We start from the raw sequence: 15,712 nt of genomic DNA, 5'->3' as shown, positions 1-15,712 counted from the left end.
TTAAATTAATTTCAGAAATATTTTTTCCAGGATAAGGAAAATATCTTCCGGAATGACAGACAGTCTGAGCTTCTTATTAATTCCAGAGATCGCTGTATTCTGCTCAACCAGTGAAGTCCAGAAACGTTCAATTTTATCAACAGAATTCATTTCTTTCAATTTTTCATCATCCAAAATTCCATTCTGGTATAGGGAAACAATAATCCCCGAAATAAGCTCTTCCGCATCATCAAGCTTTTTATTTTCCTTAGTATAAATTTCCATCAGAATATCATAAATACTTTCTATTCCGTTGAATGAAAATCCACCGAGAATCTCCCGTCTTCCAGTAATTATTTTCTCCATTTTTATAGGATTAAAACCCCTTTTAACGGTTGAAATCATATTCATAATCTTCAAGACTTCAGATTCATGACTTGTGTTTCCTTTTGTACGGAAATATTCCAGGACCTCGTTGAGAAATACATCAAACCGGGTATCAAAGTCAAATGATTTTGACAGGTATAGCCCCTGAACTTCATTGAAATGCTCCAGAAGTTCCTTGATTTTCTGTACTGTAAAGTGAATAAGTTCCTGCATTACTCAAATGTTATCTGTTCAATTTCGTTACCGTCTTTATCTTTGTAGGATACAATCCTGATTCCCTCTTCCTCCATTTCTACATGAAGGTTGATGAACAGTTTATCTTTATCTTCCGCTGCGCTTGTATTGGGATCTATGTAAATGTTGTTCAGCTTTGCATTGACCAACGTATATTTATTCAGCAGTACTTTTGAAAAAATATCTTTCAGTTCATCAGTCTCCTCTTCAGTTGTCCCATCCTGAGGCCGAAATATTCCTGAATTAAGAAGCTGTACTTTGTGTCTGAGATCCAGTTTAAGAACTTCGCTGGCGGGAAGCTTACCAAATTTCTGATCATTTTTTTCCAGTTTACTGAACAGCGTTTTGAACTCTTCGGTCTGAATCTGTTTTATGGAAATCTGAGGAATATTCATCCTTTTTTCTTTGTTTACCAAACGGATTCTCTCATTCAATTCAGTAACAAACTGGTCCTGATTCAGCTTAAAATTATATTTGGGAGCCGAATCAATGTCTGTAATTTTGATCGGAATATCCATCTTTACACTGGGCAGCGCATATCTTGGAACCTTAAAATATTTAAGGTATTCATGACGGGCATATTCTTTTGCAATAAGAACCGCATTTTCGTCTGCTTTTTTACGAGCCTGAATTATCTCATTGTTGAGATAATCCAGGTAATCTGATAATTTTATCATCTTTCGTAAAATATATTATTGTGAAAGAAGTCCAAGTACTTTTTCAAGTCCTGCAGGCATTTCATCATTGGTTGCGCGTACTTTTACGCCAAGAGAATATTCTTTTTCCACTTTGATTCCTGTGCTGGAAGTTCTTTTGTAAGACACATCCACTTTAAATTTCACAGGTCCCCATCCACCGGAAACTCCGGCATTGATTCCAAATTCATCACTTACATCCTTAGTATATGTAGAATTAAGTTTAACATTGAAATCTACTTCACAGGTTTCAATTCTAAAGCTTGGAACATTCAGCAACGCAATAAAAGGCACTGAAATTTCCACATCATTCGGAATTGTTTTAGGATTGGAAGCACTTACCGGCTCATCTTCTTTAAAATCCGGATTCGGAATATTTTTTTTGTATTTGAATTCCGCCATTCTCAGCTTTTTAGGACTGGCAGCATTGGCAGGATCTGTAAGTTCAAAACCAACTTCATTAATGAAATTAACGGTTGCAATAGAGGCATTAGACTGTGCTTTTACACAGGCATCCAAAGGTCCACCAATAATAGTAGCAAAGTCAATACTTCCCAATTCTGCAGCAAAATCTGCACTGGCAGCATCAGAAGTTCTGAAGATCTCGTCATCGGCAGCTATTTTACCGGCAATAAGCTTCATAATTTCTGTAGATGCACCGGAGAAAGATTTTTCCCATTTTTCATCATAGTTCTTTTTGAATTCGTCTACAATGATTAATAATTCTTTGTTCGTTAATGAACCCAGTTCTGAAGTTTCGATTCCTGATACTTTTTCATAGACAGCAGGGGTAAGTACTTTTTCTACTCCTGACAAGAGATCGATTAACTCATTTTTTGTTTTTTTGGCGTGGCTTGCTTCAAGCACCGATTTTAATGTTTCCATGTTCTTTTGTTTTTGATTAATATGGTGAGACAAAAGTATATCACTCACCATCCAAACATTGTAGGAGAACACCTCTACTTACCCCGGAAAAACACCCTAAAAACAAAAGCCTGAACTTACGATGGTAAGCTCAGGCTTTTGTAACATATAGATTCGCCGATATTTATCCGCAAAACATTCTATGCAGGCTTTTTGCTGTTGTTCTCCAGATTGACATCAGGAACTACTGAATTCGGATCAAGTTTCACCTCATCAATTTCCTTGTTAGAATCTACCTTGAATGTCCATTCTGTATTTCTTTTCCAGACTTCAACAGGAATTTTTACTATTTGAGCCGTTCCATCTTTGAATCTCAATTGTACGGTGGTTGGCATTGGCAGCTGGCCAAGGTTTTCAACAGTAATCTGAACTCCGTTTTTAAAATCACCGTTGACATATTTTACGTTTTTAACAGCCTGATCAATTTTCCATTTATTGAAAAACCATCCTCTCCAGAACCAATTCAGTTCCTCACCGGAAACGTTCTCCATCGTATGGAAGAAGTCCCATGGTGTAGGATGTTTAAAAGCCCAACGGTCTATATAAGTTCTGAATGCTTTGTCAAATTTTTCATGTCCGAGAATGGTCTCTCTTAAAACCTCCAATCCTGTTCCCGGCTTATAGTAAGCTAAAGCACCGATACTTCTTTCTTTCATATTATCCGGTCCTACCATTACAGGTTCCAGACTGTCTGTCAACAGATATACTCCTGATCTCGCAAGATTCGGTTTATTATAATATTCTCCTTTATTGAACGCTTCAGTTGAAAGTCCGTTAATGAATGTGTTAAACCCTTCATCCATCCATGCAAAAAGTCTTTCATTAGACCCAACGATCATAGGAAACCAGTTATGTCCAAACTCGTGATCTGTAACTCCCCAAAGATCTTCTCCTTTAGAGTCCATATGACAGAAAACAATTCCGGGATATTCCATTCCGCCTTCATTTCCGGCAACATTAGTGGCTGCAGGATATGTGTATTCATACCATTTTTTTGAATAATGTTCTATAGCAGCTTTTGTATATTCTGTAGATCTTCCCCAAGCTTTCTCACCGGCACTTTCTGCAGGGTAAGCAGAAATAGCTAAAGATTTCTTTCCGCTGGGCAAATCAATTTTTGCTGCATCTAAAATAAATCCTGCTGACGATGCCCATGCAAAATCTCTTGTCTGCTTAATTTTAAATTTCCAGGTTTTCGTACCGGAAGTTTTATTCTTTCCGATTTCAGACTCAGGGCGGATCATTACCGTTTTATCACTGTTTCTTGCCTGATTCCATCTGCCAATTTCTTCTTTGCTGTAGACTTCTTTTTCATTCAGAAGCTCTCCGGATGCTACTACATAATGATTAGCCGGAACAGTAATATTGGCTGTAATATCTCCATATTCTAAGTAAAACTCTGAAGCTCCAATGTATGGAAGTGTATTCCATCCCAACACATCATCGTACACACACATTCTCGGATACCATTGTGCCATGGTAAAGATTTTACCATTTTTAGTATCCTGTATTCCCATTCTGTCTGATCCATAATCAGGGGAAATAAAAGAGTACTCTATTTGTATTTTTGCAACGCCTCCGTTGGCTTTCAGTTCTTTTGGAAGATCAATCTGCATTCTTGTGTCGGTAATGGTGTATTTTACTTCTTTACCGTCAAGCTTTACTGATTTAATTGTATATCCACCATTAAACTCTTCGCCATGAGCCCCATTTCTGCTTCCCGAAAGAGGAACTACTCCATTTCCTCTGGAATCTTTAGCAAACAGGTTCTGATCCAGCTGCAGCCAAAGAAAACCCAGTTTATCCGGACTGTTGTTCGTATAGGTAATCTGTGCTGTACCGGTAATTTCTTTTTTATCTTCATTCAGGCTGACGTTCAAATGATAATCTGCTGAATTCTGCCAATAGGCATGTCCCGGCTGTCCGCTTGCAGAACGGGTTGCTGTACCTGTCTGAGGATAGAAAAATGGCTTAAATGCTTCTACATAATCATATTTCGGAGTTTGCTGTGCATATGCTGATCCTGAGAGCAACAAAACTGCAACAGTTGAAACGAGGGTTGGAAATTTAAAGTTCATTGGAAAAATATTATTTACTGTATAGGTAAAAAAAACTCCCGGATTTGTTACACATCCGGGAGCTTTTTTAATATAAGTTTAATTTAATTTGATTTTTTTGCCTTAATCATAGCTTCTAAAGCATCCCACATTTCTTTAGGAATTGCTTCAAGCATATTAAATTCACCAGCTCCCTGAAGCCATTCTCCTCCATCAATAGTTACCACTTCACCATTCATATATGCTGAATAATCGGAAACCAGATAAGCCGCAAGGTTAGCAAGTTCCTGATGCTCTCCCACTCTTCTCAAAGGCACTTTCTTTTTCATATCGAATTTCTCCTGAAGATCTCCCGGAAGAAGTCTGTCCCAAGCTCCTTTTGTAGGGAAAGGTCCTGGAGCAATAGCATTGAAGCGGATTCCGTATTTTGCCCATTCTACAGCCAATGATCTGGTCATTGCCAGAACTCCGGCTTTTGCACAGGCTGATGGTACTACATAAGCAGAACCTGTCCATGCATAGGTTGTTACGATATTCAGTACAGTTCCCGGGGTTTTAGAATCTATCCAGTGTTTTCCTACAGAAAGTGTACAGTTCTTTGTTCCTTTTAATACAATATCCAGAATAGAATCAAAAGCGGAGTGAGTCAGTTTTTCTGTTGGAGAAATAAAGTTTCCGGCAGCGTTATTTAATAAAATATCAATTTTACCGAATTCTTTTAAAGTAGCTTCTTTCATAGCTTCCACCTCATCCCAGTTTCTTACATCACAAGCCACACAAAGAACTTTACCACCTGTTTCGTCTTCCAGTTCCTTCGCTGTTGCTTGTAGTTTTTCCAGATTTCTGGAAGTAATCACCACTTTGGCGCCTAGTTCAAGAAAGTATTTGGTCATTGCTTTTCCAAGACCGCTTCCGCCTCCTGTTACAATTGCTACTTTATCTTTTAATGCCCCTTCGCGCAGCATAGGTTGTGTATATAGACTCATAAATTATTTTTTCTTAAAAATAATAAATATTGAAATGCAATCCTTTAAAATAGATCGATAAATAATGCTACAAATAATTATTCTTATCTATTATTTTAAAATCAGTCAGATAGTCTAAAATAAAATAGCCTGATAATTACTTACCAGACTATTTTTATCTTTTAAAAATGGATATTAAGAAGCTACCACTCCTTTGAAAGAAAGTGTCTTAGGAGTTTTGCTGTCACTTGTAGTAACGTTTACAGTCTTCATAAACGGACCTACTGCAGCTGCGTTATAACTCGCTTCTACAAATCCTTTTTTTCCTGGCTGGATAGGAGTTTTTGTATAATCAGCTGTAGTACATCCACAAGAAGGAGCTACATTCTGAATAATGATTGGTTTTGAACTTGTGTTGGTAAATTCAAATCTGATCAATTTTGGTTTTCCCTGAGGAATATTTCCTACATCTATAGATTCTGATTTCCATTTAATGGCGTCTGCAACCATTTTTACAATTGATGGAGCGTCTGCAGTAAATACATTCGCATAAAAAGGAGAGAATGCCAAAACTGCTAAAAGAGCGGTAATTTTTAATTTTTTCATGAGTATAAATTTTAATATTTGAAACTGATTATTTTCTTTCGGTATAGCAAATGTAAAACAGACCTTGGTTACAACTTGTTAACCGCTCTCAAACATTTGTTAACGAGTTGTTAATGATAAAAGATAAATAGATAATTTTGGATAATATTGTTTCAGGAAATGAAAATAAAAAAACTCAATATTATAATAACGCTGGGATTCGTAGCTATTATCGGAATTTTAATAGCACAATTGATGTGGACCCGCCAGGCTTATAATCTTGAAGATAAAAAATTCAATCAGAAGGTAAATATTGCCTTAATGGAAGTCGCAGAAAAACTCTCCGGAGGAAAGACATCCTATACCGAAAACCCTGTACAGAATATTGCCAATGATTATTATGTGGTTAATATCAACAATGAATTTCACCCCGTAGTGCTGGAATACTATCTGAAAACAGAATTTACCCGTTTTCAGATCAATACAGATTATGTATACGCTTTATACAACTGTCACAGTGATAAAATGGTTTACGGAAAGTATATGACTTCGCACCAGGAAAATCCCAGTAACAAAATGATCAATTTTCCGAAGCATAAAAATCTTATCTATTATTTTTCCATCCGTTTTCCTGATAAAACAACTTATCTAATCAGCTCATTAAGGTTCTGGTATCTCCTTACATTTGCTCTTATTATCATTCTCCTGGTATATGTTTATTCTATTTATACCATTATTCAACAAAAGAAATTTTCGGAGTTGCAGCGTGACTTTATCAATAATATGACTCATGAGTTTAAAACGCCTTTATCTTCTATACTTTTGGCTTCAGAGGCACTTAATAAACAGGATCTGATACAGAATAATTCTAAACTGCAAACCTATACTTCCATAATTATCAATCAAAGTCATAAGCTCAATAATCATATTGAAAAAATATTGAATATTGCCAAGAACGATGCAGCAGGACTTTCTTTGAAACCTCAGAAAATATTGTTACTTCCTTTTATTCAGGAAATTGCAGACACTATACAGCATAAAAATAAAGACCTCAGCATTAAGATTGATATTGAAAACAGCACCTCTGTAATGGCGGATGAATTTCACTTTACCAACATCATTTACAACCTGTTGGATAATTCCATCAAATATTGTGAAACAAAGCCTGTAATTAAAATTTCAGCCAATAAAGATTCAAAAGGCTTATATTTAAAGTTTAAAGACAACGGAATGGGGATTCCTGCTAAAAATATTCCTCATATTTTTGAAAAGTTTTACAGGGTACATACTAAAAGAAGCGAAGAAGTGAATGGTTTTGGTCTGGGATTATTTTATGTGAAAAAAGTAGTTCAGCAGCATCACTGGAAAATTTCTGTGGAGAATAATGACGATAAAGGAATTACGACCACCCTATTTTTTCCGTTTTCAAATAATCATGTGTAAGTATGGAGAAATCTAAAATTTTATATGCCGAAGATGATAAGACAATAGCTTTCCTCGTTGAAGATAGCCTGGAGAGTTATTATGACATCAGCTGCTATTCTGATGGTGAATCTGCATTGGAAGCATTTAACAGTCAGAATTTTGATATTTGTCTGCTGGATATTATGATGCCCGGCATGAACGGATTTGAAGTAGCTGAACATATCCGCAGTAAAAATTCTGAAATCCCTATTATTTTCATTTCTGCAAAAGCTTTAAAAGAAGACAGAATAAAAGGGCTTAAAATAGGAGCTGATGATTATCTGGTAAAGCCATTCAGTATTGAAGAACTGATGCTGAAAATTGAAGTCTTTCTGAAACGCACCAGGAAAACAGATACTTCTCCTCTAAAATACAAAATCGGGAAGTATGATTTTGATCCTAAAAATTATACGCTGCAAGGTATAGAAAACAGCATTACCCTTACCCAAAGAGAGTCTGACCTGCTTTTATATTTTATCTGTCACAAAAACCTTGTTGTAAAAAGACAGGACATTCTGAAAGCAATTTGGGGTGATGATGACTACTTTATGGGACGAAGTCTAGACGTATTTATTTCCAGATTGCGAAAGGTACTTGCCGAAGAACGGAATATTTTAATAGAAAACCTGCACGGAATAGGTTTTCGCTTTTCTGAAAAAGAATAATACAGTACTCAAATTGATCTAAAACACAACAGCAAATGATGATTTTAATTAATTTTAAACTTTGAAAAATTGTCATTAATGAAAAATCACAGACCCATTGTTTTTCTTTCTCTATTATTTTTAAGTGCAAACTTTCATGCCCAAAAATTTGAAAAATTAATACAATACGTCAATCCTCTGATCGGCACAGAAAAGATGGGACATACTTATCCCGGAGCTACAGTTCCTTTTGGTGCTGTACAGCTAAGTCCTGAAACAGACACTATTTCTTATGAACTTAACGGAAAATACAATGGCGAGGTTTATAAATACTGCGCCGGCTACCGCTATGAAGATAAAACGATTGTAGGTTTCAGTTCTACTCACTTCAGCGGAACGGGACATTCTGATCTTGGAGATTTTCTGATCATGCCAACGGTAGGAAAACTTCAGCTGAATCCCGGAACAGCTACCAATCCTGAAAATGGTTACAGAAGCCGGTTTTCACATCAAAACGAAACAGCAGAGGCTGGATATTACAAAGTAAAACTGGATGATCACAATATTCTGGCAGAGCTTACAGCTACTCCAAGAGTGGGAATCCACCGCTATACTTTCCCGAAGTCTGACCAGTCCCATATTATTCTGGATCTGATGGCTGGAATATATAATTATGACGGAAAAAATGTCTGGACATACGTTAGGGTAGAAAATGGAAATACCATTACAGGATATCGTCAGACTAACGGCTGGGCAAGAACCAGAACGGTTTATTTTGCGATGAAGTTTTCAAAACCTTTCAAATCTTATGGCCAGAAAAACTATGATGAGAAGCAGGTTTATAAAGGTTTTTGGAGAAAATTTGACCAAAATCAGAACTTCCCTGAAATTGCAGGTAAAAACCTGAAAATGTTTTTTGATTTTGACACTCTTGAAAATGAAGCCATTGAAGTAAAACTTGCCATTTCTCCGGTAAGCCAGACCAACGCTTTAGAAAATTTGGAAAAAGAAGCAGGAAGTATAACTTTTGATCAGGCTAAAGCTCAGGCACAGAACAACTGGAATAAGGAATTAAATAAAATTGTGATAAAGGGTTCTGATACGGAAAAAACCAACTTCTATACAGCCATGTATCATACCTTTATCAATCCTACTACTTACATGGATGTTAATGGAGAATACAAAGGTCTGGATCAGAATGTTCATAAAGCAGACGGCTTTACCAATTATACCACCTTTTCTTTGTGGGATACTTACCGAACTCTTCACCCTTTCTTTAATATTATTCAGCCCAAACGGAATGGTGATATGGTAAAATCCATGATGGCTCATTATAATCAGTTTTCTATGAAAATGCTACCTATCTGGTCTCATTATGCCAATGACAACTGGTGTATGAGTGGCTACCACAGTGTAAGTGTAGTGGCAGATGCTATTATTAAAGGAAATTATGAAGGAGATCCTGAAGAAGCATTAAAAGCATGTATAGAAACAGCCAACAAAAGAAATTATGAAGGTATCGGGCAATATATCGATCTTGGATATATCCCAGCTGAAAAAAGCGGAACTTCAGTTTCCAATACGCTGGAATATGCTTATGATGACTGGGCTATAGCTCAATTGGCAAAACATTTAAACAAAACAGAAATTTACAATCAGTTTATCAAACGATCTGAAAACTGGAAAAATAATTTTGATAAAACGATCGGGTTTATGCGTCTACGTCTGGCGGATGGAAGTTTCAAGAAAGATTTTGATGTATTAAGCACCCACGGTCAAGGCTTTATTGAAGGAAATTCATGGAACTACAGTTTCTTTGTTCCACAAAATCCGGATGAACTGATCAGCATGATGGGTGGTAAGAAAAAATTTGCATCAAAGCTGGATGAACTGTTCACCATGCATCTACCTGATGAGTTTTTCGCAGATACTGAAGATATTACACGGGAAGGAATCATTGGAGGATATGTTCACGGAAATGAACCAGCCCACCACGTTGTTTATTTTTATAACTGGGCAGGCCAGCCATGGAAAGCACAGGCACAGATCCGCCGTATTTTGGAAATGCAGTATAAAGCAACGCCAGACGGATTGGGAGGAAATGATGATGCCGGACAAATGAGTGCATGGTATATTTTAAGCTCATTGGGTTTCTATCCTGTAGCTCCGGGTTCTGAAGATTATTCAATAGGAAGCCCTGCGATTGATCATGCTGTAGTGAATCTGGAAAACGGAAAAACTTTTGAAATTGAAGCAATCAATCAAAGTCCGAAAAATGTATATGTTCAGAAAGTTCTTTTAAATGGAAGAGAAATCAAGAATTTTATACTGAAACATTCTGAGATCATGAATGGTGGGAAGCTTACTTTTTATATGGGAAGTAAGGTGAAGAAATAAAAAGTGACTAAATCCAATGAAAGGTTTAAAATAAAGAGAGCGGGCTAAAGCCCGCTCTTATTGATTATTATTTTCCTGAACATTTTTCATTGTATAGTTTGATCCCTTCCTTTTGATCCAGATCTTTTAATTTTTTTAATGCAGTACATGCAACGTCTGTTTTGTTTTGTGCTAGAGAAATTGACGCTACATTATACAATGCTTCAGTGTTTGTATTATCATCTTCATGAGCCTTATTGAAAAAGTAAACTGCATTATCAAATTTTTGACTGTTAATGGCTTTTAAACCCTTATTGAAATTTTCTGCAGACACAAATTTATCTTTTATTCTTACTACAGTTCTTTCATCTTTTTCAAAAGAAACTTTGCCAAAAAAAGCAATACTACCGGCATCACCATCTTCTAATTTCACCATGAGATAGTATGGAATAATAATTTTCTCAAATTTCTCAAACCCTGTCAGATTCCATAGTTTATAATCTTTTTCCAGCGTAGTTTTGAAAAATTCAATAGCTGTCTGATTATCTTTATTCTGCTTTTTAGAATCCACAGTTACTTCAACCTTTTGTTTTTTAAGGAAAATTCTGATTTCTCCTACTGTCTCGAAATTCAGAGTATATTTCTTTTTTGAATAACTTTCAAGAAGCTCAAAATTTATTCCTCTTTTTAATGATGGCATTGCGTTTCGGGAAGTAATTATAATCGAATCACCAGTTGCTTTATCCGTAAAATCTTTCAAAACCTCCGAGGTTTTTACAAACCACCTCTTTCTTATTTTATCAGGAAAAGTAACATCATCTTTTTTTTCTATAACAATCAATGAATCTGAGGTTAATTTTTCAATTACATAAACTGGTTTATCAGATATTTGTATGACATTTTTTTCGATCTTAATATTCATACAATTTTTCCTTTCCAAATACCAAGGATCAATATATTCACAAAGGTTATTCCCATTAATTTTCCATACTAAAAAACTGGATGGTTTTTGGAACAAATCCCTGCTTCCATCCAACATACTGGATTTTACACTTGTCCATGACGAATTTGCAAGCAGTTGTGTATTGACTTGTGAACTAAACTGTAACGAAAATGAGAAAAATAAAATCAAAAAGAATTTATACATAGATATTGGTAATTTTTTTTCTGCGCGAAACTACATAAATTTAAATTATCTGAAAATTTAAAAGAGTTCAAAAAAGGATTAAGTTTAATCATATAATCTATGAGGTCAAATAAATAGAGCGGGCTAAAACCCGCTCTTATTGAATTATCGTAATTCTTCGATTATATCTCATTAGTCCCTTGCTTCAAAAAGCAATCTCTCTCCAAACTTTTCCTCTGCAATCTTACCATTATCATACACCAGATGTCCATTTACAAAAGTATGGGTAACCTTCGAGTGGAAGTTCATTCCCTCCAATGGACTCCAGCCACATTTGTATAATAAATTGTCTTTGGAAACCGTCCAGTTTTCATTTAAATCAACTAAAACAAGATCCGCTTTATATCCTTCTTTCACAAAACCTCTTTTTTCAACTTTGAAAAGGATGGCAGGATTATGAGACATCTTTTCAACGATTTTCTCTAGGGAGATTTTACCGTTTTTATAGTTTTCCAGCATCACAACCAATGAATGTTGTACCAAAGGCGCTCCTGAAGGACACTTTGTATATACATTATTCTTTTCTTCAGCGGTATGTGGGGCATGGTCTGTAGCAATAACATCAATTCTGTCATCCAGCAGTGCTTCCCAAAGGGCATCTTTATCCTTTTGAGTTTTTACAGCCGGATTCCATTTGATAAGTCCGCCTTTTGTTTCATAATCCTCATTGGTAAAAGTAAGGTGGTGAACACACACCTCAGCAGTGATTTTTTTATCTTTTAAAGGAATATCATTTCTAAAAAGTTCCATTTCCTTTGCTGTTGAAAGATGGAAAACGTGAAGTCTCGCTCCTGTTTTCTCGGCAAGTTCAATAGCTTTGGAAGAAGAGATGTAACATGCTTCTTCGCTTCTGATCAAATGATGGAATTTTACAGGAATATCTTCACCGTATTCATCCATATATTTTTGAGTATTGGCTCTGATCGTAGCTTCATCTTCACAATGAACAGCAATCAGCATTTGGGTATTACTAAAAATATTTTCCAGTGTTTCAGGGTTATCCACCAGCATATTTCCTGTGGACGAACCTAAGAATAATTTGATTCCGGGAACATTCCTTGGATTTGTTTTCAGAACCTCCTCCAGATTATCATTCGTTCCCCCCATCATAAAACCATAGTTGGCATATGCTTTTTGGGAAGCAATCTCATATTTATTTGCCAGCAGTTCCTGAGTAACAGCATTCGGTACCGTATTAGGCTGATCGATAAAGCTGGTTACTCCACCTGCAATGGCCGCCCTTGATTCACTTTCAATATCTCCTTTATGTGTAAGTCCCGGATCACGGAAATGCACCTGATCATCAATTACTCCTGGAAGAAGATACTTTCCAGAACCTTCAATGATCTGATCTGCATCTTCAGAAATATTAACAGCTATTTTGGAGATTAAGTCATTTTCTATTAGGATATCGCTTTCAAAGACTTTTCCTTCGTTCACGATATTTACGTTTTTTATAAGAACTTTCATTTCAATTTATTTCCCCGTAAAATTAAGATTTTATGTTTTAATTCACCCCAAAATCACCAAACGAATACTTAAAGTTTTACATTTGTAAAAAATTTCGACTTTGTATAAGAAACTATTAGGGCAGACAATCATCTATGGAGCGGGAGCTATAGCACCCAGAATTATTTTATTCATCCTTAATCCACTTTTGATCTATAAAATTCCCAATGAAGGTTTTGCTATTTTCACACAGCTTTATGCATGGATTTCTTTTGTTAATATCATTCTCTCTTTTGGTTTTGAAACGGCCTATTTCCGGTTTTCTGCTGAAGAGGATAATGAGAAAAAAACTTTCAATACTTCATTCTGGTTTTTGTTTTCAACGTCCACGGCTTTTCTTGCATTATGCTATTTGCTCAATCAGCCTATTGCAGATTATTTAGGATATCATGATAATCCTGAATACATCAGATGGTTTGCTTTGATTGCGTTTTTTGATAATTTACTGGTGATTCCGTTTGCATGGCTGCGTTTTCATAATAAACCCATCAAATACTCTGCTGTAAGAGTTGTTCAGGCTATATTTCAGGCTGTTTTTACTGCAGCATTATTCTTCTGGATTCCGGAAAACATATCCAAAAGTTTTGGTTTAGACCAAAATGTAGATTATCCGTTCTTCAGTAATTTGGCGGGAAGTGCTTTAGGGGTTTTATTACTACTTCCTATTATATTAAAAGTAAGATTTCAGTTTGTAACCTCTTTGTTCGGGCGAATGATCAAATATTCTTTTCCGCTCATGTTGGCGGGACTGGCTTTTATGGTCAATGAAAACTTTGATAAATCCATCCAGAGAAATCACATTTCAGACGAAGAGGCCGGTGCTTATGGCGGCTGCTATAAACTGGCTGTACTGATGACCTTATTTGTTACAGCATACCGAATGGGTATTGAGCCTTTCTTTTTTAAACAAATGGATAAAGGCGATGCTAAAAAGACTTACGCCAAAGTAGCAGAATACTTTTCCTTCTTTGCCTGTGCCGTAGCGTTAGGAATTATTGCCAATATATCCTGGCTGAAAGAAGTTTTTATTCCCAACAAATCTTATTGGATCGCTATAGATATCATCCCGATCATTGTTATTGCCAATCTCTGCTTCGGAATATATTATAACTTTTCCACCTGGTATAAAGTAACGGACAGAACCAGTGTAGGAACTGTTATTTCATGGCTTGGAGCAGGAATAAATATTGGTCTCAATCTTTTAGCCTTAAACTATTATCACAGCATGATCGGCTCTGCATGGGCAACGTTTGGAGCCTATATTATTATGATGATTGTATCCTATCTGCTGGGCCAGAAATATTATCCTATTCCTTACAGAATGAAGAAAATGTCTTTTTTCCTTATTTTGCTTGGGATCTTTAGTTTCATCATTGTAAAATATCTCAACTATAATATTTTAACAAGTAATATACTATTTTTGATCTTCACAGGAATTTTGATTTATTCCGAAAAAGATTTGATTTTATCGAGAATCAGAAAGAATTAAACTTTGGTCTTTATTTTGATGGTAAACAATCTATTCAAATATTAAAAAGATATAAATCATATTCCATCAAAGGTTATAATTATTATCTTTAGCCATATTATTAAAATAACTATAAAAAATTTTTTATATAATTTATGAAAATTATTGTTCCTATGGCTGGACGTGGTTCCAGATTACGTCCACATACACTGACAGTTCCAAAACCGCTTATTCCTATTGCAGGAAAACCTATCGTACAGAGATTGGTGGAAGATATTGCTAAAGTTGCAGGAGAAAATATTGAAGAGGTAGCATTTATCATCGGAGATTTTGGTCCTGAGATCGAAAGATCCCTTATTCAGATTGCTGAAAAGCTGGGAGCAAAAGGAAGCATATATTATCAGAATGACCCTCTTGGTACCGCTCATGCAATCAAATGTGCTGAGGAATCTATGCAGGGAGATATCGTTATTGCCTTTGCAGATACCCTTTTCCGTGCAGACTTCCAATTAGACAAAAATTCTGATGGAGTGATCTGGGTAAAAAGCGTGGAAGATCCATCTGCTTTTGGAGTTGTAAAATTAGACAATTATGGTTTCATCACAGATTTTGTTGAAAAACCAACGACTTACGTTTCAGATCTTGCCATCATCGGTATCTATTATTTCAACAGTGCTGAAAAACTGATGGAAGAGATCAATTATATCATGGACAATGATATTAAAAACGGAGGTGAATATCAATTGACAACAGCCCTTGAAAACCTTAGATCTAAAGGAGCAAAGTTTACCCTTGGAAAAGTAAATGACTGGATGGACTGCGGTAACAAAAATGCCACTGTAGAAACCAACAGCAAAATCCTTGAATATGAAAGAGAAGAAATGAAGAATCACCCAGCTTCTGCTGTGATTGAAAATTCATTGATTATTCAGCCATGCTTCATTGGTGAAAATGTAAAAATCTCCAATTCAAAAGTAGGCCCGGGAGTTTCATTAGGAAACAATACAACAATTGTTAATTCTAATATTGAAAACTCCCTTATTCAGGAAAACACCAGAATTAATCATGGAAACCTTTCCAATTCTATGATTGGTAATTCTGCGCAATATTTCGGAGTAGCAAGAGAAATTTCTTTGGGAGATTATTCCGTTTTAGATTTTCTATCTAAATAAAAAGAGTAGAAATTATTTAATTTAAACAAGATATCATCAGGCCACACAAAATGTTTTGTGTGGTTTG

At 35.7% G+C, this 15,712-nt stretch carries 13 protein-coding genes; 5 read left to right on the top strand and 8 right to left on the bottom strand.

Going from position 1 to position 15,712, the window contains the following annotated elements; genetic code table 11:
* The 6 genes from FW780_RS21800 to FW780_RS21775 form a co-directional block, all read right to left on the bottom strand.
* Positions 1-579, bottom strand: coding sequence for a hypothetical protein (locus tag FW780_RS21800; protein ID WP_149835687.1), 579 nt, complete (start codon positions 577-579; stop codon positions 1-3).
* A complete protein-coding gene (locus FW780_RS21795) occupies positions 579-1,277 on the bottom strand; it encodes a hypothetical protein (RefSeq protein ID WP_149835686.1) in 699 nt (232 codons plus the stop codon). Before FW780_RS21795 ends, FW780_RS21800 begins: the two co-directional genes overlap by 1 nt.
* Positions 1,278-1,292: 15 nt before the next feature.
* On the bottom strand, positions 1,293-2,180 hold the full coding sequence (locus FW780_RS21790) for a DUF2589 domain-containing protein (RefSeq protein WP_206669042.1): 888 nt from the start codon (positions 2,178-2,180) through the stop codon (positions 1,293-1,295).
* Positions 2,181-2,359: 179 nt separating this feature from the next.
* Positions 2,360-4,297: a M1 family metallopeptidase gene (locus tag FW780_RS21785; RefSeq protein WP_149835685.1), complete on the bottom strand. Its 1,938-nt coding sequence runs from the start codon at positions 4,295-4,297 to the stop codon at positions 2,360-2,362.
* Positions 4,298-4,380: 83 nt separating this feature from the next.
* Entirely contained in the window at positions 4,381-5,262 is an 882-nt protein-coding gene (locus FW780_RS21780; RefSeq protein WP_149835684.1) for an SDR family oxidoreductase, read from the bottom strand.
* 174 nt (positions 5,263-5,436) lie between these two features.
* Positions 5,437-5,847 carry a DUF1573 domain-containing protein gene (locus FW780_RS21775; RefSeq protein WP_149835683.1) on the bottom strand — a complete coding sequence of 137 codons (411 nt, stop codon included), beginning with the start codon at positions 5,845-5,847 and terminating at the stop codon, positions 5,437-5,439.
* A gap of 159 nt (positions 5,848-6,006) precedes the next feature.
* Here FW780_RS21775 and FW780_RS21770 point away from each other — a divergent pair, with 159 nt between their 5' ends.
* The 3 genes from FW780_RS21770 (at position 6,007) to FW780_RS21760 (ending at position 10,331) form a co-directional block, all read left to right on the top strand.
* On the top strand, positions 6,007-7,269 hold the full coding sequence (locus FW780_RS21770) for a sensor histidine kinase (protein ID WP_149835682.1): 1,263 nt from the start codon (positions 6,007-6,009) through the stop codon (positions 7,267-7,269).
* Positions 7,270-7,271: 2 nt separating this feature from the next.
* Complete coding sequence (locus FW780_RS21765) at positions 7,272-7,955, top strand: response regulator transcription factor (RefSeq protein WP_149835681.1); 684 nt, start codon at positions 7,272-7,274, stop codon at positions 7,953-7,955.
* Positions 7,956-8,033: 78 nt separating this feature from the next.
* Positions 8,034-10,331 carry a GH92 family glycosyl hydrolase gene (locus FW780_RS21760; protein ID WP_149835680.1) on the top strand — a complete coding sequence of 766 codons (2,298 nt, stop codon included), beginning with the start codon at positions 8,034-8,036 and terminating at the stop codon, positions 10,329-10,331.
* A gap of 67 nt (positions 10,332-10,398) precedes the next feature.
* On the opposite strand, the gene FW780_RS21755 is transcribed toward FW780_RS21760, so the two are convergent.
* A complete protein-coding gene (locus tag FW780_RS21755; RefSeq protein ID WP_149835679.1) occupies positions 10,399-11,232 on the bottom strand; it encodes a tetratricopeptide repeat protein in 834 nt (277 codons plus the stop codon).
* A gap of 396 nt (positions 11,233-11,628) precedes the next feature.
* Positions 11,629-12,966 carry a dihydroorotase gene (locus FW780_RS21750; RefSeq protein ID WP_149835678.1) on the bottom strand — a complete coding sequence of 446 codons (1,338 nt, stop codon included), beginning with the start codon at positions 12,964-12,966 and terminating at the stop codon, positions 11,629-11,631.
* A 100-nt stretch (positions 12,967-13,066) separates the two neighbouring features.
* Between FW780_RS21750 and FW780_RS21745 the strand changes: the two genes are divergently transcribed.
* Positions 13,067-14,494 (top strand): oligosaccharide flippase family protein, encoded by a 1,428-nt coding sequence (locus FW780_RS21745; RefSeq protein ID WP_149835677.1) that lies wholly within the window; start codon positions 13,067-13,069, stop codon positions 14,492-14,494.
* A gap of 134 nt (positions 14,495-14,628) precedes the next feature.
* Positions 14,629-15,645, top strand: coding sequence for a sugar phosphate nucleotidyltransferase (locus FW780_RS21740; protein ID WP_149835676.1), 1,017 nt, complete (start codon positions 14,629-14,631; stop codon positions 15,643-15,645).
* The last annotated feature ends 67 nt before the right edge of the window (positions 15,646-15,712 follow it).

It is taken from the genome of Chryseobacterium sediminis, from assembly GCF_008386505.1.
GTDB classification, from domain to species: domain Bacteria; phylum Bacteroidota; class Bacteroidia; order Flavobacteriales; family Weeksellaceae; genus Chryseobacterium; species Chryseobacterium sediminis.
This window is presented reverse-complemented; position numbering and strand designations above follow the sequence as displayed.

What these genes read in the sequence shown, in the direction of transcription:
- FW780_RS21800 (WP_149835687.1), bottom strand. Translation starts at nt 579, where the DNA reads ATGCAGGAACTTATTCACTTTACAGTACAGAAAATCAAGGAACTTCTG.
- FW780_RS21795 (WP_149835686.1), bottom strand. Translation starts at nt 1,277, where the DNA reads ATGATAAAATTATCAGATTACCTGGATTATCTCAACAATGAGATAATT.
- FW780_RS21790 (WP_206669042.1), bottom strand. Translation starts at nt 2,180, where the DNA reads ATGGAAACATTAAAATCGGTGCTTGAAGCAAGCCACGCCAAAAAAACA.
- FW780_RS21785 (WP_149835685.1), bottom strand. Translation starts at nt 4,297, where the DNA reads ATGAACTTTAAATTTCCAACCCTCGTTTCAACTGTTGCAGTTTTGTTG.
- FW780_RS21780 (WP_149835684.1), bottom strand. Translation starts at nt 5,262, where the DNA reads ATGAGTCTATATACACAACCTATGCTGCGCGAAGGGGCATTAAAAGAT.
- FW780_RS21775 (WP_149835683.1), bottom strand. Translation starts at nt 5,847, where the DNA reads ATGAAAAAATTAAAAATTACCGCTCTTTTAGCAGTTTTGGCATTCTCT.
- FW780_RS21770 (WP_149835682.1), top strand. Translation starts at nt 6,007, where the DNA reads ATGAAAATAAAAAAACTCAATATTATAATAACGCTGGGATTCGTAGCT.
- FW780_RS21765 (WP_149835681.1), top strand. Translation starts at nt 7,272, where the DNA reads ATGGAGAAATCTAAAATTTTATATGCCGAAGATGATAAGACAATAGCT.
- FW780_RS21760 (WP_149835680.1), top strand. Translation starts at nt 8,034, where the DNA reads ATGAAAAATCACAGACCCATTGTTTTTCTTTCTCTATTATTTTTAAGT.
- FW780_RS21755 (WP_149835679.1), bottom strand. Translation starts at nt 11,232, where the DNA reads ATGAATATTAAGATCGAAAAAAATGTCATACAAATATCTGATAAACCA.
- FW780_RS21750 (WP_149835678.1), bottom strand. Translation starts at nt 12,966, where the DNA reads ATGAAAGTTCTTATAAAAAACGTAAATATCGTGAACGAAGGAAAAGTC.
- FW780_RS21740 (WP_149835676.1), top strand. Translation starts at nt 14,629, where the DNA reads ATGAAAATTATTGTTCCTATGGCTGGACGTGGTTCCAGATTACGTCCA.